The organism is Chryseobacterium sp. Bi04, assembly GCF_918698085.1.
Taxonomy (GTDB): domain Bacteria; phylum Bacteroidota; class Bacteroidia; order Flavobacteriales; family Weeksellaceae; genus Chryseobacterium.
Genome location: NZ_CAKKLP010000008.1, coordinates 195,657 through 222,324, shown reverse-complemented (window position 1 = coordinate 222,324; position 26,668 = coordinate 195,657). Strand labels below are relative to the sequence as shown.

General features: G+C 37.0%; 23 protein-coding genes. 10 read left to right on the top strand and 13 right to left on the bottom strand.

Features of this window, described 5'->3' with window-relative positions; all coding sequences use genetic code 11:
- Window positions 1–491: 491 nt before the first annotated feature.
- Together LQV47_RS14355 and LQV47_RS14350 are read left to right on the top strand one after the other, a co-directional pair.
- Window positions 492–932 (top strand): nuclear transport factor 2 family protein, encoded by a 441-nt coding sequence (locus tag LQV47_RS14355; protein ID WP_230037988.1) that lies wholly within the window; start codon window positions 492–494, stop codon window positions 930–932.
- Window positions 933–972: 40 nt separating this feature from the next.
- On the top strand, window positions 973–1,350 hold the full coding sequence (locus tag LQV47_RS14350; RefSeq protein ID WP_230038000.1) for a VOC family protein: 378 nt from the start codon (window positions 973–975) through the stop codon (window positions 1,348–1,350).
- A 5-nt stretch (window positions 1,351–1,355) separates the two neighbouring features.
- On the opposite strand, the gene LQV47_RS14345 is transcribed toward LQV47_RS14350, so the two are convergent.
- Window positions 1,356–1,739 carry a DUF1634 domain-containing protein gene (locus LQV47_RS14345; protein WP_230037986.1) on the bottom strand — a complete coding sequence of 128 codons (384 nt, stop codon included), beginning with the start codon at window positions 1,737–1,739 and terminating at the stop codon, window positions 1,356–1,358.
- Window positions 1,739–2,569, bottom strand: coding sequence for a sulfite exporter TauE/SafE family protein (locus tag LQV47_RS14340; protein ID WP_230037984.1), 831 nt, complete (start codon window positions 2,567–2,569; stop codon window positions 1,739–1,741). The genes LQV47_RS14345 and LQV47_RS14340 overlap by 1 nt, the downstream gene beginning before the upstream one ends.
- Before the next feature lie 97 nt (window positions 2,570–2,666).
- On the opposite strand from LQV47_RS14340, the gene LQV47_RS14335 reads away from it, so the two are divergent.
- Together LQV47_RS14335 and LQV47_RS14330 are read left to right on the top strand one after the other, a co-directional pair.
- A complete protein-coding gene (locus LQV47_RS14335) occupies window positions 2,667–3,218 on the top strand; it encodes a DUF1543 domain-containing protein (protein ID WP_230037982.1) in 552 nt (183 codons plus the stop codon).
- Between the two features lie 24 nt (window positions 3,219–3,242).
- Complete coding sequence (locus LQV47_RS14330; RefSeq protein ID WP_230037980.1) at window positions 3,243–4,355, top strand: 5-(carboxyamino)imidazole ribonucleotide synthase; 1,113 nt, start codon at window positions 3,243–3,245, stop codon at window positions 4,353–4,355.
- 219 nt (window positions 4,356–4,574) lie between these two features.
- Here LQV47_RS14330 and LQV47_RS14325 read toward each other — a convergent pair whose 3' ends face one another.
- The 3 genes from LQV47_RS14325 to LQV47_RS14315 form a co-directional block, all read right to left on the bottom strand.
- Window positions 4,575–6,698, bottom strand: a complete 2,124-nt coding sequence (locus LQV47_RS14325; protein ID WP_230037978.1) for a cation:proton antiporter — start codon at window positions 6,696–6,698, stop codon at window positions 4,575–4,577.
- 6 nt (window positions 6,699–6,704) lie between these two features.
- A complete protein-coding gene (locus tag LQV47_RS14320; RefSeq protein ID WP_230037976.1) occupies window positions 6,705–7,268 on the bottom strand; it encodes a hypothetical protein in 564 nt (187 codons plus the stop codon).
- Between the two features lie 190 nt (window positions 7,269–7,458).
- A complete protein-coding gene (locus LQV47_RS14315; protein WP_230037974.1) occupies window positions 7,459–8,382 on the bottom strand; it encodes an EamA family transporter in 924 nt (307 codons plus the stop codon).
- 245 nt (window positions 8,383–8,627) lie between these two features.
- Here LQV47_RS14315 and purE point away from each other — a divergent pair, with 245 nt between their 5' ends.
- Window positions 8,628–9,131: a 5-(carboxyamino)imidazole ribonucleotide mutase gene (gene purE / locus LQV47_RS14310; RefSeq protein ID WP_230037972.1), complete on the top strand. Its 504-nt coding sequence runs from the start codon at window positions 8,628–8,630 to the stop codon at window positions 9,129–9,131.
- A gap of 54 nt (window positions 9,132–9,185) precedes the next feature.
- Here purE and yiaA read toward each other — a convergent pair whose 3' ends face one another.
- The 3 genes from yiaA to ahcY form a co-directional block, all read right to left on the bottom strand.
- Window positions 9,186–9,578, bottom strand: coding sequence for an inner membrane protein YiaA (gene yiaA / locus LQV47_RS14305; RefSeq protein ID WP_230037970.1), 393 nt, complete (start codon window positions 9,576–9,578; stop codon window positions 9,186–9,188).
- 256 nt (window positions 9,579–9,834) lie between these two features.
- On the bottom strand, window positions 9,835–10,635 hold the full coding sequence (locus LQV47_RS14300; RefSeq protein ID WP_230037968.1) for a hypothetical protein: 801 nt from the start codon (window positions 10,633–10,635) through the stop codon (window positions 9,835–9,837).
- A gap of 103 nt (window positions 10,636–10,738) precedes the next feature.
- On the bottom strand, window positions 10,739–12,052 hold the full coding sequence (gene ahcY, locus LQV47_RS14295) for an adenosylhomocysteinase (protein ID WP_230037966.1): 1,314 nt from the start codon (window positions 12,050–12,052) through the stop codon (window positions 10,739–10,741).
- A gap of 165 nt (window positions 12,053–12,217) precedes the next feature.
- Between ahcY and LQV47_RS14290 the strand changes: the two genes are divergently transcribed.
- The gene (locus tag LQV47_RS14290) at window positions 12,218–12,748 is read left to right on the top strand and encodes a pyridoxamine 5'-phosphate oxidase family protein (protein WP_230037964.1); all 531 of its coding nucleotides are present in this window, start codon (window positions 12,218–12,220) and stop codon (window positions 12,746–12,748) included.
- A 206-nt stretch (window positions 12,749–12,954) separates the two neighbouring features.
- Window positions 12,955–13,569 (top strand): 4'-phosphopantetheinyl transferase family protein, encoded by a 615-nt coding sequence (locus LQV47_RS14285; RefSeq protein WP_230037962.1) that lies wholly within the window; start codon window positions 12,955–12,957, stop codon window positions 13,567–13,569.
- On the opposite strand, the gene LQV47_RS14280 is transcribed toward LQV47_RS14285, so the two are convergent.
- From LQV47_RS14280 to porU, 3 genes are all read right to left on the bottom strand, one after another.
- On the bottom strand, window positions 13,550–15,814 hold the full coding sequence (locus LQV47_RS14280; protein ID WP_230037960.1) for an FUSC family membrane protein: 2,265 nt from the start codon (window positions 15,812–15,814) through the stop codon (window positions 13,550–13,552). The genes LQV47_RS14285 and LQV47_RS14280 overlap by 20 nt on opposite strands.
- Window positions 15,815–16,068: 254 nt before the next feature.
- Complete coding sequence (gene porV, locus LQV47_RS14275; protein WP_230037958.1) at window positions 16,069–17,232, bottom strand: type IX secretion system outer membrane channel protein PorV; 1,164 nt, start codon at window positions 17,230–17,232, stop codon at window positions 16,069–16,071.
- Window positions 17,233–17,291: 59 nt separating this feature from the next.
- Window positions 17,292–21,188, bottom strand: coding sequence for a type IX secretion system sortase PorU (gene porU / locus LQV47_RS14270; RefSeq protein WP_230037956.1), 3,897 nt, complete (start codon window positions 21,186–21,188; stop codon window positions 17,292–17,294).
- Window positions 21,189–21,353: 165 nt separating this feature from the next.
- Between porU and gldJ the strand changes: the two genes are divergently transcribed.
- Both gldJ and murF read left to right on the top strand, forming a co-directional pair.
- Window positions 21,354–22,955: a gliding motility lipoprotein GldJ gene (gene gldJ / locus LQV47_RS14265; RefSeq protein WP_230037954.1), complete on the top strand. Its 1,602-nt coding sequence runs from the start codon at window positions 21,354–21,356 to the stop codon at window positions 22,953–22,955.
- Between the two features lie 146 nt (window positions 22,956–23,101).
- Complete coding sequence (murF, locus tag LQV47_RS14260) at window positions 23,102–24,373, top strand: UDP-N-acetylmuramoyl-tripeptide--D-alanyl-D-alanine ligase (RefSeq protein WP_230037952.1); 1,272 nt, start codon at window positions 23,102–23,104, stop codon at window positions 24,371–24,373.
- A gap of 74 nt (window positions 24,374–24,447) precedes the next feature.
- Here murF and LQV47_RS14255 read toward each other — a convergent pair whose 3' ends face one another.
- Window positions 24,448–25,044 (bottom strand): NUDIX domain-containing protein, encoded by a 597-nt coding sequence (locus tag LQV47_RS14255; RefSeq protein ID WP_290368659.1) that lies wholly within the window; start codon window positions 25,042–25,044, stop codon window positions 24,448–24,450.
- A gap of 51 nt (window positions 25,045–25,095) precedes the next feature.
- Between LQV47_RS14255 and LQV47_RS14250 the strand changes: the two genes are divergently transcribed.
- Complete coding sequence (locus LQV47_RS14250) at window positions 25,096–25,485, top strand: SRPBCC family protein (RefSeq protein ID WP_230037950.1); 390 nt, start codon at window positions 25,096–25,098, stop codon at window positions 25,483–25,485.
- A gap of 116 nt (window positions 25,486–25,601) precedes the next feature.
- On the opposite strand, the gene LQV47_RS14245 is transcribed toward LQV47_RS14250, so the two are convergent.
- Window positions 25,602–26,666 (bottom strand): squalene/phytoene synthase family protein, encoded by a 1,065-nt coding sequence (locus LQV47_RS14245; protein WP_230037948.1) that lies wholly within the window; start codon window positions 26,664–26,666, stop codon window positions 25,602–25,604.
- Between the last annotated feature and the right edge of the window lie 2 nt (window positions 26,667–26,668).

The window sequence follows — 26,668 nt, the reverse complement described above, 5'->3', positions numbered from 1 at the left end:
GTAAAAAGAGTAAAGGGATTAACATTCCGAACGGTCTTGAAGACTAATGACAAATTGTAACCTTATTCTTTACTCTCTTTTCCTTATTCATTCCTAAAATTAATATTTTACAAACATAGGATGACAAACTGAATGCTTTATTTTTATGTAATGATGAAAAAAATAAGTTTCAATCAGATTGTAATTATATATTTATCAGTGCTTTTGTCATTCCGTAGGAATCTAAACAATCTAAATAAACATCGCAGTTAATAAGATACTCTTTTTATACTTTAACATTAAGAATCTGGGATTCCTGCGGAATGACAAACTGAATGCTTTATTTTTATGTAAATGATTAAAAAATAAGTTTTTATCAAATGTTAATTACTGATATTTCTATCAGTGCTTTTGTCATTCCATAGAATCTAAACAATGGAAATAAAGGCAGCGAACAATTTATATTCTTGGATTTTTCTTACTTTTATTCATCCAATTAAATCCATTATCATATGAATAAAATAGTCTTAATTCTTTTGGTAATCAGTATTTTTTGTTTTGGTCAACAGAATCAGGATATTGAAAAACCTATCCGAAATTTGTTTCTTGGCATGAAGAATGCTGATCCGGAGCTGCTGAAATCTGCTTTTTCAGAAAATGCAGTTCTTCAGACTATAACAAAAGACGGAAGTGTAAAAAATGATAGTATTCAGGATTTCATAGCCTCTGTTTCTAAATTTTCAAAAGGAGACTTGGAAGAAAGGATTGTAGTAGATGCCGTGCATACGGATGGGAATCTGGCAAGCGTATTCACTCCTTATTCCTTCTATCTGAAGGGCAAATTCTCTCATTGCGGAGCCAATAGTTTTCAGTTGATAAAGCAAAATAATGACTGGAAAATCCAGTATATCATCGATACAAGAAGAAAAGACAATTGCAGGGAAATAAAATAGTAAAGCCTGGTATACAACGATTAAAAAAATATAAATGAAGATGAAGATCCATCATATTGCCATTATCTGTTCAGATTATGTGGTATCAAAGAAGTTTTATACGGAAATTTTAAACTTACATATAATCAGGGAAGTCTATCGTGAAGAAAGGCAGTCTTACAAACTTGATCTGGCGATTGGAGATCATTATGTTATTGAGCTGTTTTCTTTTCCTGACCCGCCTAAGCGACCTTCACGACCTGAAGCTTGTGGTCTGAGACATCTTGCCTTCTCTGTTGAAAATGTTACAGAAAAGCGTAATGAATTAGTACATAAAGGTTTGAATTGTGAAGAGGTCAGGATTGATGAATTTACAGGAAAAGAATTTTTCTTTACCCAGGATCCCGACCAGCTGCCACTGGAGTTTTATGAAATGTAAAAATATTAGTGTGCGTACCCCGCGAAAAAGCTTACAGCCATTATGGCCAAAACGATAGAGGAAATGACTACATATACGTAGTCTTTTTCTTTTAAGTAGCCTATTAAAGCGAAGACAATCCTCATTAAGGGAGTGAAGATCAGCAGAAGAATTCCCAGCTGAATAATAGCCATTCCTTCACCTTTACATAAAGAATTCCAGAAATGACTCCACACTTTTTCTGAAGAGTTGCCAATATCCAGTGAAGTGTATTTTTTGGGCATTTCAAAACCTTCGGTAAAAAGCTTGATGAAACCTATCATTGAGGTTATCACAGATAGAATAACGCCTAATCTCAAAAGATTTCCTACGGAACGGTTCAGGTCTATATCTGTAAAATTCTTTTTCATTATCTGAAGCTTTTATTGATACCGTTATACATCATATAAATGGAAAGGATCGTGATTACAATGGCAAAAAAGACTTTTAGTTTTTTAGTTTTTGAGACCATCAGTGTTTTTGAACCTATAAAACTTCCTATAACCACACCTATCAATACGGGTGCTACAATAACAGGGATGATTTCTCCTCTTTGAAAATAAATCAGGGCACTGGCTACTGCCGTTACTCCAATCATAAAATTACTGGTTGTTGTAGAAACCTTGAAAGGCAGTTTCATCATATTATCCATGGCCAATACTTTCAACGCTCCGGAACCTATTCCTAAAAGCCCGGACATTGCTCCTGCAAACATCATCATCAGAAATCCCGGAACTGTATTTCTTGCAGAATAGCTTTTTAATATTCCTTTATCAGGAAAAGTACCGTAAAGTTTCAGCTTGTCTTCGAGGCTTCCTTTTACGAGCGGTTCCTGATGGTCAGGTTTTCCTTTAAGATTTAAAACAACCGTCAGAAGTAGAATACTGGCGAAAATAATTCCGATGGTATTGGGGTTAAGCATGCCCGAAACTAAGGCTCCGATAATAGCGCCTGCTGTAGTGGCAATTTCGAGGAACATTCCGATTCTCATGTTGGTAAAACCTTCTTTTACAAAGGCTACTGCTGCACCGGAAGAAGTCCCGATCACCGAAATGAGGGAAGCGCCGATGGCATAATGCATTGGAACGCCAAAACCCAGCGTTAATAAAGGAATGATGATAACTCCCCCTCCTAAACCCGTAAGTGAACCTAAAAGACCAGCGGAAATTGCGCCAAGGAAGAGTATGATGATTTCTGACATACTACAATTAATGTTACAAATATAAAATTATTGTAGTAGTCTGCCAAACATTTGAAAAAGATAAATTTAACGTATTTTTGTATGCATGAAAAATGAAATGAAATTATTTTATGTCATCCTTGGGGCTACTCCTAAAGGAAGGAACATTGAACAGCACGATGTATTTTTCGGGATTGCCGAAAGCCTTAAAGATTTGGTTCCGGATATGAAAGACTTCTGGAAGGAAGCTGAAGGTAAGATACATATTGATTGTTATCAGGAGGTTAAATTTGCAGATGGATATGAAGTGGAGATTGTAGAGAAGGGAGAAAAGATATCTGAAGAACAGCTGTATTTTCTTAATTTGGGAGGATATAAGAGAGGTTTCTTTGAAGAATTTCATGAACAGCATCTTATGGTTGGCCAGTCTATGGGAGAGATTATAAAGAGAGCAAAAGCTACTGAATTTTATCAGACAATGGGATTTGAAGGAGCTGTAAGCCATGTAGATGATAAACACGGGGTAGATATCGATGATATTTTCACTGTGAATGATATTCTTCCTGTAAAAATGAAAGAAAAATATTCTATAGTCCTTAAAAAAACTGAAGCAGAGAATCAGGAAAACCCAATGGGACTTGGGTACTTAAAAATTGATAAACTTCAATAAGAATAAATCTAATAAAAATAAAAAATGAAAATAGGAATTCTGGGAGGCGGACAGCTGGGAAGAATGTTGATACAGAGTGCATTGAAATATGACGATGAGTTTTATACATTGGATCCTGCGTCCGATGCACCTTGTCATAATATCTCATATTTTACACAGGGAAACTTTAATGATTATGAAACAGTTCTGAACTTCGGAAAAGATAAAGATGTTGTTACTATTGAAATAGAGCATGTAAATGCTGATGCGTTGGCAGAGCTCGAAAAGCAGGGAGTAAAAGTAGTTCCTAATGCGAATATTATTAAAACCATCCAGCAAAAAATCCTTCAGAAAGAATTTTATAAAGCTCACGATATTCCAAGTCCTGAATTTCAGATTGTCTGGAACAGTGATGAAAAAATCATTATGCCGTTACCGTTTGTTCAGAAAATGAATACGGGAGGCTATGATGGAAAAGGGGTACAGGTGATTAAAACTGAAGATGATTACCAGCATCTATGGGAGGATGCCTCTGTGATCGAAAGCCTTGTGGATATTGATAAAGAATTATCTGTAATTGTAGCCAGAAATGAAAAAGGGGAAACCAATATTTTCCCTGTAACGGAAATGGTTGCCGATCCGAAGTTGAATCTGTTAGACTTTAATGTATGCCCGGTTCTTCTTACTGAAGATGTTCAGTCTCAGATTGATTCTATTACTGAGAAGTTTTTAAATGCTGTTAATTCTCCGGGATTGTTTGCTATTGAATTATTCTTGGATAAAGAAGGGAAAATATGGGTTAATGAAACGGCTCCAAGATTGCACAACTCAGGACACCAGAGTCAGGAAGGAAATACCAATTCACAGTTTGAGCAAATGTACCGTGTGGTAAAGAACTTACCATTAGCGGATACAGATGCTATTACCTATAGCGGTATGCTGAATTTGGTGGGAGCAGAAGGATATGCCGGAAAAGTAATTTATGAAGGAATGGAAGACGTGCTTCAACTGCCTGAAACTTATATTCATTTATATGGAAAAACAGAAACCAAGCCGGGAAGGAAAATGGGTCATATCAATGTGTTGGCAGATTCCAGAGAAGAGCTGATGGAAAAGCTTGTCATGGTGAAGGGAATGGTGAGAGTGATTGCAGAATAATTAAGCCTTCAAAAATATAAAAAGGAAGCTGTTTCTATCTTTGAAATAGCTTCCTTTTTTTAGTGCTTTATATTTTTCTTGCACAACCTGAGAAATTACCATGTTGTTGTTTGATACATTCAATAGGAGTGGGTTTTAGCAAGGCGGCTGTTAAAAGTAATATTTTCTTTGTTTTCAATGTTGTTTTAAAGGTTAAAATCTTGGCTGAAATAACCGGTATTACTTAAAAATATTCTGAATCACATTTCCGATTTCCACAAAGTCACCATGGTTTCCTACGGAGCGTATTTCCGGACTGTTTTTATCATATTCAGAGAATGGGAAAATCAAAAGATAATTATTGTCACTCAGATTCCTGTTTAAAAGTTCAGGGATTAATCTCATTCTTGGAATATAGGACTTCATGCCCCGTTTTGCCATCAAAATAATCAAAGCTTCATCATCTTTCAGCTGAGCAGCTGTTTTTTCGCCGTCCTGCCATGTACTCATAATAATAAATTCTGCTTCTATGCTGGCTTTCTTCATGATTTTCTGAAGGATATCAATGATATTTTCAGGGGCATAAAAAACCATTGTTGCCCCGGAATTTCGGGCAATATTCCAGACTCTTAAAAGGGCATGGAAAAAACCTGCATCTTTATGGGCATTTTCAGGAATCATTACTGCATATCTTTTGATTGTAGAGAGAGGCTGTGCTGCATGGTATACCAATACATTCACATCATCATTCTGAAGGTAACCATTGTATAGATTATAAACAAAAGACGGGGAGAATCCCTTCTCATCCTCCAATCCGATAATAAGGTCGGTAATTTTCTGCTCTTTAATGACGTTGTTGACCCCATTGATAACATCATTGTCGTATCTTTTCAAAGCCTGTAATTTTACATCTGCTGCGGCAGCTGCATCGGTAGCCTGATGAAGAAGTTTTTCTGCATTTTTTACAGAAGATTCATTCTTATCTTCATTAATTACATTTAAAGCAAACAGGTCTTCCGTATTGGAGTGGGCTTTTATGAGGATTCCAAGATTAACCATCCTTTCAACAGTTTCTTCATGGTTGATGGCTAATAGAATATTTTCATCTTCATGGCTGTTTCCCGAAACGGTATCCTCATTATCAGACTCTGCAATTTTCTGGGCACTTGCCATAGAAATAAAAGAGGAAATGGTACAGGAAATAAGAATCAGTAAAATACTTCCGTTCAGTACATGTTCATTCAGTAATCTTACAGGTTCTCCTGTTTCGGTTTCAGAGAGGATAATGTTATAACCTACCATCACTGATGCCAGTGTGGCGGCCGCTGAAGCAGAACTTAGTCCGAAGATCAGTTTTCCTTCTTCTTTTGTCAGTCTGAAAGTCTTTTGAGTGGCTACAGCAGAAAGGTATTTTCCTCCAATGGAAGCTGCAAGCATAATTCCGGCTACCTCCAGTGTTTCCCAGCTTTTAAAGAAAACCTTAAAGTCGATCAGCATACCAACACTGATCAGGAAGAACGGAATGAAGATCGCATTTCCTACAAATTCCACTCTGTTCATTAAAGAAGATGTATGGGGAATAAGTCTGTTTAACGCCAATCCGGCAAAAAATGCACCGATAATAGCTTCTACACCGGCCAGCTCAGCAAGCATCGCAGCCAGGTAAATCATGACCAGTACAAAAATATATTGCGAGATTTTATCATCCACTCTTTTGAAAAACCACCGTCCGATAATAGGGAATACAATTAATACGATAAGGGCAAAAACTACAAAAGAAACCGATAGTTTTACCCAAAATTCAGTCCCTACATCTCCCTGAGACATTCCAACGATTACCGCAAGAACCAATAAAGCCAGAATATCGGTGATCATTGTTCCTCCAACTGTAATATTGACGGCCTTATTTTTTGCAATTCCCAGTTTACTTACCAATGGGTAGGCGATAAGGGTATGAGAGGAAAAAAGGCTGGCAAATAATATAGAAGTCAGCATCGAGAAATGAAGGAGGTAATATCCGCCTAAATATCCCAGGACAAAAGGAACAGTAAAGGTATAGATCCCAAAAGTGAGGCTTTTCCACTTATTTTTTTTAAAATCACCCATATCGATCTCCAGCCCGGCCAGAAACATGATATAGAGGAGGCCGGTGGTTCCCGTAACGACAATGCTGCTGTCTCTGGACAGTACATTGAAACCATTAGGTCCTATGATGGCCCCCGCAATGATAAGTCCCAACAGATGTGGAACCTTAATTTTATTCAATAATAATGGAGCTGCAAGAATAATGACCAGCACCAACAGGAACTTCAGTACCGGATCTTCTATGGGAAGACTCAGGTTATGTATACTCAGTAACATCATAGGTGTTTATTTTGTGGAACGTACTAACTCAACAGAGAACTTGGCACTGCAGCCATCAGATGTAATGGTTCTGGTTCCCTTGATTTTGTTATCAGAAATATCGTTAAGAAGGACACTCATTTCCACATTCTTTTTGGCCGTAGAATCTGTCTTAAAAGACAATTTAATCTCGTTATTTTCAAACTTACCGGAATAAAGCCTTACCAGGTTATTATTGTTGATGATTTTGGTGATCGGCTGGGTAGAATCATTATCAAATTCCCAGATATCTGTACGCTGATCGCCTACTGCATATTCGCTGCAGCTGGATTCTGTGCATATTACTTTTCCGTTCCATGCTCCCGAAATTTCTGCCGGCCATACTGCTATTTTTACTGAATCTTTTTTTGCAAAAACACTGTCTCTCATTTTAAGAAGTGACTGATATTCGGATTCTTTTGTGGCAAATATTTTCTCTTTTTCGAGTAGCTGTTTTTCTCTGTCTGTCAGGTTTTTTTCTTTTTCTTTAAAGTCACAGCTTATTAAAAGTAAAGAGGCTGCCAGAAGGACAAAAAATGTGTTTTTTAGCATATTGTGTAGGTTGAGTATAACAATATAAGGAAAAAATGAAAAAGAGGCAAATTATCAACAGGTAAACCTTTTGTTCTGGTGTTGAGTGGTCAGAGATAATCCTGTACCAAATCAAAGATGTTCAAGAACTTAAGTATATTTGTAGAATTAAAAATAACTTTATAAAATCTAACCGCTTTTGTGGTAAATATTAAGCCTGTTTTTCCATGATCTCAGACTTTTTCCTTTTAAACATTTCAGGCCTGTAATTGATAATAAATACGCCACAAATAATCAAGGCTGTTGCAATAATAAATTTAAAAGAGATCTTTTCATCCATAATCAGCCATCCTAAGAAAATAGCAATGATTGTATTGATATAGGCAATAATGGAAACCTGTACCGGGGAGATCTTTGTTAATGCATAATGGAATGCAAAAAAGGCAGCTACAGAGCCAAAAATAGAAAGGTATAACATCGCGGAGATACTCTTTAAGGTCCAGTTTTCAAAGTTGTAGTTTTCTGAAAAAATGAAGGCGAAGATAATCTGAACAACGCCAGCGAACAGAAACTGATAAAATAGGTTCAGGGTTATATTTCCGCTTTGGATATTCATTTTTTTAGTAAAGATTGTTCCCGAAGCCCATCCTGAAATAGCACAGAAAAGGAAAATCATTCCTGTTCGGTATTGAGGGTCGGCAAGATCCTTAAGCCCGTCCCAGAACACAAAAAGAATACCGCTGAAACATATCAAAACACCAGCCATAGCCCGGAAGCTGAACTTTTGCAGGCCAATGGCGAGACTTCCCAGAAATACCAGAATAGGAGCACAGGCACTGATCAGAGAAGCCAGACTGCTTGTTACGCTTTCTTCAGCTACTGTAACCATTCCATTGGCTATAATCAGCATTAGGGAAGCAAAAATAATCTGATAACCCAGGTTTTTCCAGCCAATCCACTTAAATTCTTTTCTTGAAAGGAGGATGACAAGCATAATAATAGAAGCAAAAAGCTGACGGATTCCTGCAACAAACCATGCGGGAATAGTTTCTACTGCAACACGAATGGCTAAAAATGTGGTTCCCCAAACAATAGCAACAGTAAAAATGGCAAAAATGAGTTTATAATCTTTCAAGGTAAATGAAGTGTAATCGGCAAATTTACCGGTTTTCAAATAAACGGCATGGACTCAGTTAATGTAATTTTTACTGACACAGATCTGTGTTTAATGAATTTTTGCCTTTATTTTAAATGTTAAATATGGTGATTAGGGAGTGATTAATTCTTTTTGGTTTACATTTTTTTAGTTTTAAGCTTTTTGACTTAAATTTTAACATGAGGTTTTAATTTTTTATCTTTGGGCCTCTAATAAAATTGAAGATGGTAGGAATTATTATGGGCAGTCAGAGCGACCTGCCAATCATGGAACAAGCTGCAAATTTTCTGAAAAGCCTGGATATTCCATACGAGCTGACCGTTGTTTCAGCACACAGAACACCGGAAAGGATGTTTGATTATGCCAAAACAGCCAAAGAAAGAGGCCTGAAAGTAATTGTTGCCGGAGCAGGAGGCGCCGCCCATCTTCCGGGAATGGTGGCAAGCTGTACTACACTTCCGGTAATTGGAGTTCCGATCTTGTCCAGTAATTCTATAGATGGTTGGGATTCTGTACTGTCTATCCTTCAGATGCCTGGCGGAATTCCGGTAGCAACCGTAGCTTTAAACGGAGCCTTAAATGCAGGGATTTTAGCAGCAAAGATTTTAGGAAGTGCGGATGCTCAGGTAGCTGAAAATCTTCAGAAATATCAGGATTCTTTGAAAGATAAAGTATTGGGAACTGTGGATGATATTAAAGCTCAGCATCCTAATCATTTTGATCAATAGTTTTCACTCACTTACAATATGTAAAAGCCTCACTTTTCAGCGAGGCTTTTTATATTATTCCTGAACCATATTGTCTCTTGTATTTTTCTGGACGGAGATAGCTCCAAAAAGCGCCAGTAGAAATGAAAAAGCATAGAAGCCTTTTTCACTCGGAAGTATGGTGGCATTCCAAAGTCCTACAGCTAGTAATACAATAGATGATAGTGTTGCAAACCAACAGATCCCATAATAAATATCTGTTACCTGGATATTCTCTAACCTGTCGCGGACTGCTTTCTGCAGAGAAACAACCGCAAATAGGCCATAGAGTAGGATTGTAAAATAATATCCTTTTTCGTTCAACAGCATTTCAGCTCTTGCAAGGCCTACAATATAACCAACCATTCCTGCTCCCAATGCTACCCATGATGCAGCGATAAATGCATTCGAGACTTTTTGTTTTTTCATAGATTAATGTTTTATTTAATGGGCTAAGATATTCATTTTTTATAAATAGAGCTCTGGCAGAGGGAAAATATGGGCAAAATACGGTGAAATATATTTATCGGTTTATGTTTTGGATAAAGCCAGTTGATTTTATTCTATTGTGAAAACGACTAAAGCCTGTTCCTGTTGAATATTTATAAGGACTATATAACCCCGGATACCACATTCCATAACTCATACCTTATAAAAAAACTCCCCAAATTGGAGAGCTCTTATCTTATTGAGTGATATATTCGTAATTGTACTGAGCGGAAAGACTTCCGTTAGCTTCTTTTGAGATCACCTGAACAGGTAGACCGGCGTTGTTGTATTGTATAGTAGAAGTTCTGGATTGATTTTGTATCCAGGCACCATTACTTTTGTAGCTTATTTTTTCTGTCAGATAATTGTTTTTGCTTACAACATAAGCTCCTCCCATCGTAATTTTGAGATATTTGTTGGTGTTTGTGTATGGGTTCGGTTTATCATCATAAGAGTAAACAACTTTAGTACCGTAACTTGATCCCCCGCCCTCTGAAGTTTCTGATGAAATATTGTCTCCATTATAAACATAAGTATTTATAATCGGATTGGAGCAGTTCGGTGACTGGCAAAGTGAGGAAGAGATCACCTGTCCGTTCGTATTATAATGATAGGTAATCGTTCTGTTGTAATCCGGATGAGTGTAGATTGCTTTAACATTTACCAACTGATCACCATTGTAAGTGTAGGCCGAATAATAGTCTACCGTGCCATCTGGGTTATAATAAGTGGTTTTTGTAGGTTTTCCATTACTGTATTCGAACCTGGAAGTTCCTGATGCTGATAATGTTTTTATAAGTTCACCCTGATTATTGTATTCCAGGGTTTGTATACTGGTCTGTGGCTGAGCCGGATTGTCATAGTAAACTATAGTAATTTTACTCAATAATACCTTTGGTTCAGAAGGTATATTGGTTCCATCATTATCATCATTATTGCTGCAGCTGCTAAAGAATACAACTGAACCTATCAGTCCCAGAAATAAGTAGTTTTTCATGTTATTTTTTTAGTTCGCAAAAATAAGGAATGCTGAGTAGGTATAAATAAAAAAATCCCACTATTTGGAAATAGTGGGATCATATCATATTTTGATGTAAGTCTTAGTATCTGTAGTACTCAGGTTTGAACGGTCCTTTTACGTCCACACCGATGTACTCAGCTTGTTCTGTAGAAAGAGTTTCAAGCTCTACGCTTAATTTTTTAAGGTGTAAAGCAGCTACTTTCTCATCTAAGTGTTTAGGAAGCATGTATACTTCATTGTTGTAAGCCGCAGAGTTAGTCCAAAGCTCAATCTGAGCCAGCGTCTGGTTAGAGAAAGAGTTAGACATTACAAAACTTGGGTGCCCTGTTGCACATCCCAGGTTTACCAGTCTTCCTTCTGCTAAGATAATAACTTCTTTTCCTTCGATAGTATAGATATCAACCTGAGGCTTCACTTCAGATTTAGTCTGACCATAGTTTTTGTTTAACCACGCCATATCGATCTCGTTATCGAAGTGTCCGATGTTACAAACGATAGCTTTATCTTTCATTTTAAGGAAGTGCTCTCCTCTTACAATGTTAAAGTTACCCGTTGTAGTAATGATGATATCTGCGTTATCTACTACAGTATCTAATCTTTTTACTTCATAGCCGTCCATAGCAGCCTGAAGTGCACAGATAGGATCAATTTCAGTAACGGTAACAATAGAGCCGGCTCCTCTGAAAGAAGCAGCAGTACCTTTACCTACATCTCCGTATCCACAAACTACCACTCTTTTTCCAGCTAACATTACATCAGTAGCTCTTCTTACAGCATCTACTGCAGATTCTTTACATCCGTATTTGTTGTCGAATTTAGATTTAGTTACAGAATCGTTTACGTTGATAGCAGGCATTACTAAAGTTCCGTTCTTCATTCTTTCGTACAATCTGTGTACTCCTGTAGTGGTTTCTTCAGAAAGCCCTTTGATATCTTTTGTGAATTCCGGGTATTTATCAAAAACCATATTGGTTAAATCTCCACCATCATCCAGAATCATATTTAACGGTTTTCTGTCTTCTCCAAAGAATAAAGTCTGCTCAATACACCAGTCAAATTCCTCTTCATTTAATCCTTTCCAAGCATATACCGGAATTCCTGCAGCAGCAATAGCCGCAGCAGCGTGATCCTGAGTAGAGAAAATATTACAAGAAGACCAGGTAACTTCAGCTCCTAAAGCTACTAATGTCTCGATAAGCACAGCTGTTTGGATCGTCATGTGAAGACATCCTGCAATTCTTGCTCCTTTAAGCGGCTGAGACGGTCCGTATTCTTCACGGATAGACATCAGGCCCGGCATTTCTGCTTCTGCAAGAGTAATTTCTTTTCTTCCCCATTCTGCTAGGGAAATGTCCTTAACTTTATAAGGAACGTATTGTGTTGTAGTACTCATATGTAATGAATAGTTTTTAAATTCAATTGATAACGAAATGCAAAATTACAATTAATAATTAAGATAAAAAAACGGCAGCCTGAGTTCAGTTTATGAGATTAAACATTGCTTAAAATTATTTAGTCTTAATATAAATAACTATTTTTATCTCATAAATAATACATTATGGATCATACCAATACCCAAGACGAATCTCAAAGAAAAGCAAAACCCGTTGCTCCAAAAGTAAAAGAGCTAATAGAAAGAAGCAAAAGTGTAGTTCTGGCAACTGTAGATGGAGAAGGAAGCCCTAATTCCAGCTATGCCCCTTTTGTACAGGATGGTCATACATTCTATATTCTGGTATCTTTTATGGCGAGACATACCAAAAATCTTGCAGAAGGAAGAAAAGCCTCAGTGATGTTTATTGAAGATGAATCTGCTACCAAACAAATATATGCCAGAGAACGTCTGACTATTGAGGCGGTACCATCTCAGATAGAAAGAGACTCCGAAAAATGGATTCAGGTGATTGCTAACCTTAAAGAAGCTCATGGGAAAGTAGTGGATGTCATTTCCGATATGGGAGATTTTATTTTAATTGCCTTGCAGCCGGTAAAAGGAGCTTATGTTAACGGATTTGGAAGTGCTTATTTTGTGAGCGAAAATCTGGAGATCATAGAGCATAGAAATGATGTGAACCATCAGTCTAAATAAAATTGAAGCAGGAAGAGGGAAGGAGGAGGTTTACAGAGGATAAGTAAACATTAGATCCGTTTTGTATGGATAAGTTCTTTGTCATCTATATTTTGCAGATTACTTTTTGAACAAATTTTAACTTTCATCTTCCTGCTTTCCATTTTCAGTCTTTCATTCATTTTCTCTTTCCACATCTTTTTATTACTTTTATCGAATAAAAAACGATGCCCCTTTACCGAGATTTTTCAGATGATAATGCCACAATCCTTGTTTGGAAGTATGACGAGAGCGAAGAACTTGATATCCGCGAGCTTCTGGAGCCTGAAAATGCCGAAAAAGTAAAGGATTACCACCCCAAAAAACTATTGGAGGTTCTGATGGTACGCAAACTCTTGAAAGGGCTAAAGCCATCTTCCAAAATTTTATATAGAGAAAGAGAGCCTTTTCTTTCCCCTCACGATGCGGAAATTTCCATCACCCATTCTTTCCCTTTTGCAGCTATTGCCATTTCTAAAAATAAAATAGGAATTGACGTTGAGAAATTCAATCCTAAAATTTTAAGGGTGATTGATAAATTCACGTATGAAAATGAAAGAGGATTTATTCCTGAAGATAAAGCAGATACTTTCTATACTATTATATGGAGTGTAAAAGAAAGTATGTATAAAATCCATCATTCAAAATATTGGTCCCTGAAGAAAAACTACGAAGTGAAACCTTTTGAGCTTAAGCATCTTCATAAGATTAGCTGCCGTGTATATGACGAACAGTTTTCAGATGAGTTTAAAGCAAGGGTAGAATTTTTTGACGATTACTGCTTTACGATTGTGGAGGAGTAGCGTGCTTTTCAATTTTGTATTTTTCAATAACCTTTCTTTGTTCCTTGGCTACATCATAGATCAGTTCCAGGATGTCATGGATGTTTTTAAGTTCCGTTAAATGTGAAATTTTATCGGGATCTCTTCTGTCGATAATCTCATTTTCTTCGATTTCCGTTTTCCTTTTCATGAGCAGGTCTTCAATGGAAGAATCTTCCGGCTCAAGACGGCTTTCCATTTTAAGAGCTTCGCTGATATCATCACCGTTGAGCAGGGCAGAGGTCTGCTGCATCTCAGCTTCAATTTTTCTGCTCCAGCTTTCAGCATCTATTTCAGGATACTGCTCATTGCTTTTGGAGTACTGAGAAAGAGAAGCGGTATAGGCTGTAACAAGGTGTGAGGTAGCCACAAACTGATGCACTACTTCCAGTTTTTTCTGTTGGTTTTTAGGATCAGAAATCATTCGCTGGAAATTATCTGAAAGATTAGCCAGCGAAATAATTGCATTTTTTCGCTTTACCTTATAATCTTCAAGATCAAAATTTCCTTCAAGGAATTTAGAAATCACACTCTGGAAATAGATGAGGTTATCTGCAGCAGATTTTTTCATCAGATCCAGGTTCTGGGTATGTTCCCAAACAGGCAATACAATATAAGACACTGCAAAAGCAATAATTCCGGCAATAGCTGTATCCACCACTCTGTCTTTGAAAATAACGTCTACTTTTCCGGGGTTTAAGAAATTAAAACTGAGGAAAACATAGATCGTCATGAATAATACGGCCCAAAAGTACCGTCCTTTCAAAAAGCTGAAACACATGATCATACTTATAAGGAGTATGGCAAATAAAACGCCGTTGATGTGTATAAAGTGCAGAATGATATATGCTATGGTAGCACCGGTAACCGTTCCATAAAGACGGAGAAGGTTTCTTTGCTTTGTAATGGAATAAGCCGGTTTTAAGATTGCTGTAATGGTAATTAATATCCAGTAGGTATGTCCCAGTCCCAGAAAATCAAACATAGAGAAAAGATATCCCACCAGCAAAGCGGTGGTAATTCTTATGGCATGGCGAAAATGCGAGGATGATAATGAAATGTTATTCCTTAAAACTTTGGCATTAAGCTTAGGCTCATTCGGCATAAACTTTTTCAGGTCCAGTCCGGTAGATAAACTTTTCGCCAGTTTCACATCCTGGGAAAATACTTTATAAATCTCGTTGATCTCTTTGGTAATTTCGTTGATACGCATCAGAATCTGACGCAGGATCATGAAATTTTCCAGATTTTCAGAGCTTAATTGTTTATTTCTGAGTTCAAAATAATTGTAATTAAGGTTTTTTAATTCAAGTTCCAGATTAAATATAGATTTTGCCCGTGTTCCACTTTGGAGGGCAATTCCGATATTGGTGATTTCTTCGGCCAAAAGATTAAGATAATCATGAATGTTAACCAGGATCATACTGTCCTCGAAACTCTGCTGCAATTTTTGATAGTCACTCTCGGAAGTCATCAGTTTTTCATGAAGGTCCATAGAGTTCAGGAACATCAACATCAGTAAACGACTGGTCGTTGTAGATTCATTAACAATGGTTCTTGTTTTAAAAACAGTTTCCCGGGTGTCCTCTTGAAGGTTTTTTATTTCAATCTGTTTAGCAATGACCTGAGTAGTCAGTTTATCAAAATCAGGATTTTTCTGGTAATAATTAGCTTTAATCTTTAAAAACTCTGCCAGCTGAAGATAGTTTTCTCCAATCATCTGGCCAGCCAGTTTATAAGGCCGGATGGTAGTTACAACAAGAAAGATGAGTAAAAACCATATACAGCCACAGGCAAAGATCAGTAAGCTTTTTAAGATATTACTTCCTGTAAGATGCCCGTCAATAAAGATGGCGAGTACAACCAGCGATAAAGAACCTACAGCAGCTAATCTCTGACCGTAAACTCCGATCAGGGAGAAAAACATTCCAAATACAATGATTTCGAGGAGCACTAATAGTTTAAGGTCCATCACCATGCTTGCAATAAGTGCCACAAAGACAAAACAGCAAATGGCAAAAGTTAAAGCATTTCTTCTTCGGATAAAAGGTCCTGGCTGGTCTGTAAGAGCTACAAAGCTGGTTCCGAGAGGGAAGAGGAAGTATTCTTTTAATATTCCAAAATGGGCAAGGACTAAACAAGGCAGAACAGTAGCTAATGTAATTCTGATTGCAGAATATACATATTGACTGGTTACAAATTTTTTTAGCTCCGCCGAATAGTTCATACTACAAAAATAGCTATTGAATTTAAGAAAATAGTTATAATGATAAGACTTTTGTAAACTTAAATGTTATATTTCTTTAATAGTAGGCGAGAAGTGTTGCCGATAGTTAATTTTTGCTTCGCCAAGTGAATAGTGAATGGGGTCTGAAGAAATTGACGAGCGAAGCGGATTGACGACTGACAATCAGCCTTTCTCCTGCTTCCAACAAAAAAGCCTCATATTGATGAGGCTTTTGTATGATATTGATGCTGTTGTTAACGGTCGTTATTAGATGTTTCATCTCCAATGTTCCAGGTAAGACCGAAACGAAGAGTGTTATCTAAGGCACTGTTAATTTTAGACATGTTAATCAGATAAGAAAGATCAAGCCCGAAAGAACGGTAATTCAACCCGATACCTGCTGTAGCAAATTGTCTGGCACCCTGTTCTTCACTTTCATGAAAATAACCTCCTCTTACAGAAAAAGCATTGTCATATGAATATTCTACAGCACCACTGTACATGATACTGTTTTTATTTTTGAAAGATTTTCCAATACCGGCCATTGGACCTACATTGGGAATTTCATATCTCGGTTGTCTTGTATTGGGATCAATTCCTACATATTCAGATCCCGGAACCAGAAGTTTTGAACCTTCTACACTAATTCCTACTCTGTTCATATCATCCAGGTACATGTCATATCCAATCCCTAATCTTGCCATAGTAGGAAGATAAGATCTCGATTCTTCATTTCCTGTATAATCCAGTTTGGGACCTAGGTTCTGAACCGCAAAACCGGCATTGATTTTACCGTCATTTCCTCCTAAACCTGTAAATTTTGGAGAACTGTAGTATCCTGAAATATCTACTGCAAAGGAATTAGCAGCCTTAAGTGTTGTATCTGTATTGAATCCACCGGCTAAGTCTGAACGGATAAATCTACCTGTTACAGCCATTGAGTAAGAATCGGATAGTTTCAAAGCATAGGCAACGTCCAGAGAGAATTCATTTGGTTTTGATGTACCCATGGAAGCAATTTCAGTACCTACCAATTGAGTAAGGTCTACCTGACCCATATTGAAATAATAAATACTCGCGGAAATAGTAGATCTTTCATCCTGTCCCAAAAACTTATGGAAAGCTCCGTATAGTAAGAATACATCATTGGTAAGTTTTCCCATATACGGTGTATAGTTAAGACCGATGGAAGAACTTGTTCTGCTAAAAGGATATTTTGCAGCATTCCAGAATTGTGAAAATGCATCCGGAGAGGTTACAACCCCTTGGTCTCCCATACCTCCTGATCTGGCATCTGGTGCAATTCTTAGGAAAGGTGCTCCGGTTAATACAGGACCTACTTTACCTAGATCTTGTGAATATCCTAGAAAACCAGCACTTAACCCAAATCCTAAAAGCAGTTTAGTAGTTAAATTCATATGTTGTCTTTTATATATTATCAGTTTTTTATTAATATTATTATCTATGTATTATTTAATTATTTCAAAAGTACCATTTTTTCTACAGCTGTAGCACTTCCTTTGCATTTTTCCTGATTCTGGCTTTTTGCAAATATCTTAAAAATATACGTACCTTTTGCAACTGTAGCCCCAAAATCATCTCTTCCGTCCCATTCTATTGCCTGGCGAGGTGTTCTAAAGCCCTGTAGGAACGGTTCTGCAACCACCGGCTGAGATAAAGTTCTTACCAATCTTCCTGTTATCGTATAAATCTGCACATTCACATCCAGAATATCGGAACAGTTATGTTCAAACTGAACATACGTCTTATTGGTAAAAGGATTAGGCCAGTTTAATGGGCGGTTGATTACCAAATGCTGGTCAGACTCATCTTTAACCTCAAAATTTAACGTGGCAGTTGTAGAATTATTGTTTATGTCCCAAACTTTAAATAATAATTGATGCTGGCCTATGGCTAAATTCCTGAAAGGATAAGTTACATTTCCTTTTTGGTATTCTGCAAGGCTGGGATTTAAACATCCGTTTCCTTCTCCTGCGGCATAAAAATCATTTAAAATGATAGTGTTGATAATTTGTCCGTCCAGATATACGGTGATATCGTGGCCAACCCCTGAACCTGTAGAGTTGATTCCCGTATCATCAGTAAGGCAAGCAAGAAGGGTAGGGTTTTGATTGGTAATACCGCCATCAGCAAAGTTGGTGTTATTCATATACAGTTTTACTTTCGGAGGCTGGTTATCATTAATTCCGTTAGGATTAATATCTCCCACCTGTACAGCCTGGTTGTTGAAGACATCCATTACCTTATTGTCAGCATAACTTAATATTCTTCCCTGGCCTACAGTATAATTAATATCTTTAGGAACATAGAACTCAGCGGTGAAAACTCCGTTTACGGCTATCCCCGAAGCTTTTACAATAGGGCTTCCTTCTTCTGTATATTCTAATACAGGACTAAGGTGTCCGTCATTATTTAATGTTTTTTTATTGATTCTCTTATCAAAAATATTAATAGTAACCCTTCCGTTAAAGGTATTGTTTAATGTTCCGTTAGAATTATTGATATGTCCTTTTATCTTTACAAAATCCAATCCTCTGATCAGACCGGGAACAGGCGTTTCAATATTATCAATCACCAAAAGTCTTTGAGGTCTGCTCAGTTTCATGGCAGGATCACCCAAAAGATTTACCTTTAAATGGTTAAGGTCAGCTCCTCTTTGTTTCTTCGCCGTTAAATGAGCATTTCCTAATGTTTCGAAATCATCATTAGTCAATTTAAAGATGTTTTTAGTGTAGGTATCTGTAAACTGACGTCCGTAGATTACCCCAATAGCCCGGCTGGAAGTAATCATAGCTGCAGCACCACCTTGTTTTAGTTTAATGAACTGTTCTCCCGCAGAATTAGTGGCAGGTTCATCCCATAATGTAAATTCACAGGTAATGGTAGAAACAAACGGGAACCTGCTGTACACATTGGAGAAGTTATTGGAATTTTGGATTTCTGTACTGGTTAACACTCTTTCCTGTGCCCAACCGTTGATTCCTCCATGTCCGAAATAGAACAGATACATGCTGTTTCCAATAGCATTGGAAATAGCCTGATTGACCTGCGGATATCTTTGTCCTGCTGCTGTACTCTGGGCCGTGAAAGAATCCAGGTATAATTTCTTAACATTATATTCTTTCAGTTCCTGCTGTGCCGGCTGTTCAAATACATTCACCAGCGTAGTGTTCATCACATTGTGGAAAGGTGGCCCATCGTCATTGTCATCATCTACCACAAAATCTAACCTCATACGCCATTCTCCAAACGGACTGGATTGCCCCGGTAGTGCATTATAATAAGCAAGCGTTTTGCTGATCATATCTCCGGCTTCAGAAGCATTGGATGCAGGAATTCTTCCTACAGGTATATCCGGTAGATTGTTTTCAATGATGTTGGCGGTTTGTGGTTTCGTCATTACAATATAATCATCCGTAACAAAGGAGCCTACATAATCTGAAGACTGTTCACTTTGATAGCTGGAAACTACATTGGAATTATTTGAAACTTTATTTTTATAATCATAGGATGTATCCCCCAGAATAAATACATATTTAAGTTTTCCCTGGGTGGTGTTCAGTCTTGTCACGAAATCTCTTATAGCAGTAAGGTCCCTGCTTCCACTTCCAAATTCCTGATATACCTTATTAACATCTACAATTTCTACATTATAATTGTTTTTTGTCTGGTGGTAGCTGGCAAGTCTTTGTGCCTGGCCCATCATTTGAGGAACCGTTAAGATCAGGTAATCTATATTTTGTAAGGCAGAAAGATTTTGATTACCGATTCTCTCCACAAACTGTGGCGAAAAAGCAGCATCCGCTCTAAAAGCTACAAACTCATTATTGAAGTTCTGATCAGCAGCCATATAAGCAAAATTGAAACTTCCGGCACCTGCCTTATTTACTCTTCTGTTGGCATTGGTAATATCCGTAACATCCCATACCTGTTCTATATTGGAAGCATTGGAAATGCTGAAACCATAGTTGGTATTGCTGCCGCTTACCAGAGAGAAATCCCTGAAATTCATTTGTGAACCATTGAAAACAAGATTCTCTTTATATTGTACTTCAGCATAATCTATATAGAATGATCCGTTAGGATTGATAGAAATATTGGGATTATACTTAAAGGTAATCTGATTTCCACTCAGGTTGCTTACTGTTCCGTTATATGGAAGCAGGAAATAAAGATTATACTGGAAGTTGGAGGTATCTTCAGGCACTGACCCTGATGAAGGGTTTACATCATTGATCTTATACTCAATTGTATTTTTTTGTGCCCTGTAGCCAGCCACTCTGGTTCTGTATCTTATAACATCTGATGGCTGTATGGGTGATTTGGTGGTAAAGGTTACTGTTTTTTCGGTAGTGAAAGGGGCATCTTCTAACCAAACCCGGCCTACTTTCATAAGGTTTTTCTGGTCATTGTTGATTACCTGATAGTCATCATATCTTGTGATCAGCTGACTAGGAAGATCTCCATCGATGGTCTGAACCCTTTTACCCGGTCCTTTATCAAAGGTAATATAGTAATATGAAAAGTCTTCATATATATTCTTGACATTATCACTTCTGTCATAGCGGGTATCTGTTCTTTTAAAACCGTTACCGTTACCCCTGTTATAAAGATTATATCCATCCGGTCCCTGAGCATAGAAAAGAGCAAAATCATTGTCGTTCCATACACCGTCATCTTCACCTACCACCTGAACGGCATTTTCCTGCAGTGCACTGTATCTTGGATCCTGGTTAAATTCCGGGAGCATAAGCCCTCCGTTTCCATATATTCTGAAATTCTTAGGATTCACAGATGCCGGATTGATTCCATTATCTTTTAAAAATTGAGCGGTAATTTTAAATATCCCCGATTTATCTACTTTTATCTTATAAAAGCTTCCATTTGAAAGAGGGTTTGCTGTAGATCCTATTCTGTTTACATTATTTGTAGTGTTCAAAGCTGAGGCTTCAGAAACATTAAATGAAGATAACCTCTGAACCCGTCCTTTTACATTTTTAAATAAAGCAACATTAATACTGGCATAGCTTTCTCCCTCTAAGGTATAATATGAAACATCTGCAATATCATAATCGGGTAGGCTGCCTTTGTCTAATTCAAATAAATCCTTGTTGGAAACATTTTCCCAAATAAGGTCAGAAACTCTGAGCTGTTTTTCCCCTATTTTTTGTTTAGTTATGATAAAAACATTATTTTGGCTAAACGAAAAACCATCATTTTTGAAATTTGGAAGAATTAATTTTGTATCACCAAAGTCCTGAATTTTTGAACCCTCCCATTCTATGGTGTTTCTTTGGGCCCAAAGTACTGATACAAAAGAGAATAGAAATAAAATAGTGATTTTTTGTCTCATGTTTATTATTGAAATTGCTAAATTACAAAATAAATGAAAATTTTATAATTAAATTGCGATACAATAAAATTAATTTGTTAACGTTTTTCAAAAAAATCAAATCTTTACTTGATTTATTGAATAATTTATTTTTTCTTTGTACTCTTGAAAATATTTATATCGACTATGAAAAAACTAAAGTTGTTTTCATTAATAGCATTAAGTTCTACACTTGCATTAACCAGTTGTGGCGGGTCAGGAACCAGCAAAGGTGGTGGTACCAAAAAATTTGTCAGTAAAACAGGTTGGAAGCCAAACGAAAAACAGGGTTGGTTTTTTGCAGGAAAGCAACAGAAGCAGAAGGGGTGGCCTGGAATGGTATATGTAGAAGGTGGAACTTTTACAATGGGATTAGTGAAAGATGATGTTATGCACGATTGGAATAATACGCCTCGCAGAATGCAGGTAAGTTCATTCTTTATCGGAGAAACTGAGATTACAAACTATGAATACCGCGAATACCTTACATGGTTGAAGTATGTATTCCCGCCAAGTGACCCTAGTTTTAAGGAAATCTATAACGGTGCTCTACCGGATACCTTATTATGGGACAACAAACTATCTAGAAACGATTATAATGAAACGTATCTGCGTTCTCCGGAATTCGACTACTATCCTGTAGTAGGAGTTTCCTGGACCCAGGCAAACAGATATTGTGAATGGCTGACAGACAGAGCTAATGAAAAAGCTTTGATGAGCGCTGGTATTATTGCTAAAGATTTGTATATCAACGAATCTAATAACCAGGGAGGAACAGCCTTCAATATGGATAAATTCAAAGCAAATGATCCTGAAATGCAAGGATACATCAATGAGCAGAGAATGCAGCAGAAGACCGGTCTTAAAACTACAAACCAAAGACTTCTTTCTGCCAACAGAGCTCCAAATTCTGCTATGGTACAGAAGTTCAGACTTCCTACCGAGGTAGAATGGGAATATGCTGCTCTTGGTATGGCTAAGAATAGAGAATATAACCAATACTTAGGTAAAAAACCTGAAATCGAAAGATTAAGAGGTACCAAAGGAAAAGATAGAGGAATGTTCCTTGAAAATTTCAAAATGGGTAAAGGTGACTATTCCGGTATTGCAGGATGGAAAAACGACGGATCTGCACAAACTTCAGACGTAAGACAATATCCATCCAATGATCTAGGTGTTTATGGTATGTACGGTAACGTTGCTGAATGGACAGCTGATGTTTACAGACCTATTATAGATGAAGACTACAACGACTTCAATTATTACAGAGGTAATATGCCTCAGGCTATTGTAAGAAACGGTGACGGAACTTATAAAATGATTGACGAAGGAACTATCAAATATGATACTTTATCTGATGGTAGACTGGTTTATAAAGGACTTCCCGGACAGTTTGAAAGACAGACCATTGCTGACTACAGAAACTATAGAGACGGTGACAGACAATCTTCTTTAGAATACAGAAGAGAATCAGACTCAGCTTCATCATTCGATATGTATAATGCACCTCGTCAGAGTTTCATTGTAGATGCGGGAGGTAAAGTGAAAATGGTGAAAGACACTAAAGACAGAACTTCAGGGATCTCTAATGACGTAAGAGTTGTAAAAGGAGGATCTTGGCAGGATACTGCATATTGGCTGGACCCGGGTCAGAGAAGATATAAAAATCAGGGCAGGGCTTATGGTTGGATTGGATTCCGTGTTGCACAGGATGCCAGAACAAACGATAAGAATAGAACTAGAAGATAATATAGTTATCAAAAAATACTTAAAAAAAACCTTCCGGATTTCCGGAAGGTTTTTTTATTTTTGAATCATGAAATCGCTTTGGCTAAAAAATCTAAAAGTACTTGTATACATTTGGCGATTGCATGTGACTTCTTAAAAAAAAATAGATGAATATAGAACAATTTTATCCTTTAGTTTTACAGGCAGGTAAAGTAACGATAGATAGTAGAAAAATAGCAGAAAATGATATTTTCTTTGCCTTTTCCGGTGAAAATTTCAATGCCGCAACTTTAGCCGAAAAAGCTATAGATAATGGTGCTTTAGCGGTAATTGTAGAGCTGCCGGAATTCGAAAACAGGGATAAGAATATTTTCTATGTTCCATCTACCCTTGAGTTTTTACAGCAATTAGCAATATACCACAGAAATAAGCTTAGCATCCCTTTTATAGGACTTACAGGAAGCAATGGGAAGACCACCACAAAAGAACTGATCCATGCAGTGCTGTCAGAGAAGTTCAGTGTTCAGTATACCTATGGAAACCTGAATAACCACATTGGTGTTCCCCTGACCATTCTTTCCATCAAACCGGAACATGAAATAGCGGTTATAGAAATGGGAGCTAACCATCAAAAAGAAATAGAACTTCTATGTACGATCGCCCAGCCGGATTTCGGGTATATTACCAATTTTGGAAAGGCCCACCTGGAAGGGTTTGGAGGCTTTGAGGGCGTGATCAAAGGAAAGTCCGAACTTTACGATTATCTTAAAACGAACCAACGGACCATTATCGTTAATGAAAATGATCCTATCCAGATAGAAAAAACTCAAAACTATCCGTCTACCATTACTTTTGGAAATGAAGGATCAGATTATAACTTTGAATCTTTCTCAGAGGAACACTTTGTAGGCTTGTCTTATCAGAATGTAAAAGCGCTTTCAAAGCTCACCGGAGATTATAACTTCACCAATCTCTGTGTAGCAGCAAGCCTTGGGCTTCATTTCGGAATTAGCTTTGAAAAAATAAAACATGCTGTTGAGCAGTATACCCCAACGAACATGCGTTCCCAGGTGGTAAAAAAAGAAAATAAAACATTGGTACTGGATACCTATAATGCTAATCCAAGTTCTATGGCAGTTTCACTGAAAAATTTTATCAGTTTTGAAGGGCGCAAAACCATTGTTATCGGAGATATGCTGGAATTAGGTACCGAAAGTGAAAAGGAACATCAGAACATCTTAAAACTGGCTCAGGATTTGAATTTTGATGAAATCATCACCGTAGGAAAACACTTTAAAGCAGTGAATTCTTCAAACCTTGCTTTTGAAGATACATCCTCATTAATTGATTACCTGAAGCAGACTCCGATTCAGTCTGAAAATATTCTTTTAAAAGGATCCAGAGGAATAGCTTTGGAAAAGGTGATCGACTTTATTTAGGCTAAAAAAAACAGGAAAATATAAAAGGCAGAAAGTTTAAGTTTAATAACTTCCTGCCTTTTTTTATTTCGGACCTACAGGTTTTTTGAGTTCCAGAAATCTTTTATAATCAGTTTAATATTTTTGAAAGTGCTCGGAAACACTTCGTTTTCTATTTGCTGTCTTTTTTTCCATGCCACTTCAGTAATTCCTTCTTCTGCCTGTGGCTTGAATGTAGCTTCTCCATTAAAATTCATCTCAAACCAATGAGTGCATTTTAATATTTTTTCACCGTTTCTTTCCACATAAATATGGTAAGTAGTATTAATGAATTGTACGAGTTCTACATCTTTAAGGCCTGTCTCTTCTTCAATTTCTCTTACTGCAGATTCCTCCTGAGATTCACCCTTCTCCATTTTACCTTTGGGAAGATCCCATTTACCCAGCCTTTTGATGAAAAGAATCTCACCTTCAGGATTGCTCACTATTCCTCCCGCTGCCTCAATGATCCTGAACAGCTTCTGAAATTCCCTCCAGATCTCATCAATATTCTCACCGAAAACATTGAGTTCTTTTACAGAAGTATTCTCTAAAATATCTAATGCAATCTCTAAAGTTGTGAAACTTTCGTACCCAATACTTTTTTCAAGTTCCTCGGGATGCTTAGATACTAATAATTTTTTTTCGTTCACAAAAACTTTATACATTTGTAAGAATTAAGAATTTAAATACAAAAATAAAAAATGAATTTAGAAGGACGAAAGATTATTGTTAATAAATCATCTAAAGAGCTGTCAGAATTACTGAAGTCTCCAGAAAATTATAAAGAATTTATGCCGGATGGTCTTCAGAAATTTGAAACAAGAGACAACGGTTTTAAATTCGGATTACAGGGAATGCCGGAAATTGCATTGAAAATAGATGAAGTTAATGATCAGAAAGCAATCTTGAAATCAGCAAGTTCAAGTTTAGACTTTACATTAACAGCAACTTTAAACCCTATTAATGAAAATCAGACAGAAGTACAGATGCTTTTTGAAGGGAAGTTTAATCCATTCATCAAAATGATGGTAGAAAAGCCGTTACAAAATTTCATTAATACGCTTACAGATAAGATCGAGGCTTATAAATAACAGAGGTTGACGGCTCGTTCAGGATCATAAGTAAAAATACAACCCCTATTTCTCAGAAGTATAAGGGAACTTTATAGAAGAAAAAGCCGTTTTCATGATTTGTAAGACGGTTTTTATTATTTTTTGTCTAAGGGATGATGGAGTAAAGGAAGTTTATGGGAATTTAAATTAAAAATTCCTGTTAAGACTTTATCTTTTACACCAAAGGTTCGGGTTATCATAATCATAGCTAAAACCCAGTTACGAGGTATTTTTATTTCTGCATTTGCAGTAAAATTTGGTCTGTTATGTATTCTGTGGAGAGCAAATACTGAAAGACTGATTGTCCAGTAACAGAAACGGCGTATTCCTGCTTCTGAATCGGGGATTAATAATGTGTACTGCAATGCTTCGCGCAGGTTTTTGTGGGTAATACTTATTAGTTCTTTTTGAGCATTCTTATAACCTTCATTATAATTTTCAGGTTTCAGATCTTTGAGCTCACTTCCATATATATCGCGAGGTAACCAACAGATACCATCTTTACGGTCTTCCCAATGATCGTATAAAATATTTACCGTTTGCAATCCTCTTCCAAATGATATAGCCAGTTTTTTCATGGCGGCATTATGCTTTGCTATCTCATCTGAATAATCACAAAAAAGGTCTGTTAACATTTCTCCTACAACACCTGCGGCATGATAGCAATAATCATTCATTTCATCCAATGTTTCAAGCCCGTTTAAGCTTCTTCGTTTCAGGAATTTTTGCATACCATCCCACATAATACGAATGCACCGTTCTATTGCTTGCTGCTGTACATCATTGAAAGTTTGCTTTATTCCTATCACTAGTGCCAAATTATGCATAAGCTCCCGTTCTGCTTCATGAGTGTGAAGGGATAGCAGCGGCGTTAATTCCATAGCAAACTCTTCTGCATTTTCATTAGTACTAACAATTTCAACAAATCTTTTTCCAAAATCAAATTTTTGTTCCAAGGTTAGAGCGTCGTCGTCTTCAATTGTATCCAATGCACGGGCTAAAAGATAAGCATTCATCACAACACCGCGTAACGGCACAGGAAGTTCAGGAACAGTTAAGGCAAAAGTACGTGAAACACGAGGAAATAAAGCTTTTAAATATGTTTCAGCTTGATCAAATGAAAAATTCTCGTGGGTTTCTGATATGTTTTTTCTTTCCATAA

Bases quoted from the DNA above. Each gene is read 5' to 3' on its own strand.
- LQV47_RS14355 (WP_230037988.1), top strand. From the start codon at position 492: ATGAATAAAATAGTCTTAATTCTTTTGGTAATCAGTATTTTTTGTTTT.
- LQV47_RS14350 (WP_230038000.1), top strand. From the start codon at position 973: ATGAAGATCCATCATATTGCCATTATCTGTTCAGATTATGTGGTATCA.
- LQV47_RS14345 (WP_230037986.1), bottom strand. From the start codon at position 1,739: ATGAAAAAGAATTTTACAGATATAGACCTGAACCGTTCCGTAGGAAAT.
- LQV47_RS14340 (WP_230037984.1), bottom strand. From the start codon at position 2,569: ATGTCAGAAATCATCATACTCTTCCTTGGCGCAATTTCCGCTGGTCTT.
- LQV47_RS14335 (WP_230037982.1), top strand. From the start codon at position 2,667: ATGAAATTATTTTATGTCATCCTTGGGGCTACTCCTAAAGGAAGGAAC.
- LQV47_RS14330 (WP_230037980.1), top strand. From the start codon at position 3,243: ATGAAAATAGGAATTCTGGGAGGCGGACAGCTGGGAAGAATGTTGATA.
- LQV47_RS14325 (WP_230037978.1), bottom strand. From the start codon at position 6,698: ATGATGTTACTGAGTATACATAACCTGAGTCTTCCCATAGAAGATCCG.
- LQV47_RS14320 (WP_230037976.1), bottom strand. From the start codon at position 7,268: ATGCTAAAAAACACATTTTTTGTCCTTCTGGCAGCCTCTTTACTTTTA.
- purE (WP_230037972.1), top strand. From the start codon at position 8,628: ATGGTAGGAATTATTATGGGCAGTCAGAGCGACCTGCCAATCATGGAA.
- yiaA (WP_230037970.1), bottom strand. From the start codon at position 9,578: ATGAAAAAACAAAAAGTCTCGAATGCATTTATCGCTGCATCATGGGTA.
- LQV47_RS14300 (WP_230037968.1), bottom strand. From the start codon at position 10,635: ATGAAAAACTACTTATTTCTGGGACTGATAGGTTCAGTTGTATTCTTT.
- ahcY (WP_230037966.1), bottom strand. From the start codon at position 12,052: ATGAGTACTACAACACAATACGTTCCTTATAAAGTTAAGGACATTTCC.
- LQV47_RS14290 (WP_230037964.1), top strand. From the start codon at position 12,218: ATGGATCATACCAATACCCAAGACGAATCTCAAAGAAAAGCAAAACCC.
- LQV47_RS14285 (WP_230037962.1), top strand. From the start codon at position 12,955: ATGCCCCTTTACCGAGATTTTTCAGATGATAATGCCACAATCCTTGTT.
- LQV47_RS14280 (WP_230037960.1), bottom strand. From the start codon at position 15,814: ATGAACTATTCGGCGGAGCTAAAAAAATTTGTAACCAGTCAATATGTA.
- porV (WP_230037958.1), bottom strand. From the start codon at position 17,232: ATGAATTTAACTACTAAACTGCTTTTAGGATTTGGGTTAAGTGCTGGT.
- porU (WP_230037956.1), bottom strand. From the start codon at position 21,188: ATGAGACAAAAAATCACTATTTTATTTCTATTCTCTTTTGTATCAGTA.
- gldJ (WP_230037954.1), top strand. From the start codon at position 21,354: ATGAAAAAACTAAAGTTGTTTTCATTAATAGCATTAAGTTCTACACTT.
- murF (WP_230037952.1), top strand. From the start codon at position 23,102: ATGAATATAGAACAATTTTATCCTTTAGTTTTACAGGCAGGTAAAGTA.
- LQV47_RS14250 (WP_230037950.1), top strand. From the start codon at position 25,096: ATGAATTTAGAAGGACGAAAGATTATTGTTAATAAATCATCTAAAGAG.
- LQV47_RS14245 (WP_230037948.1), bottom strand. From the start codon at position 26,666: ATGGAAAGAAAAAACATATCAGAAACCCACGAGAATTTTTCATTTGAT.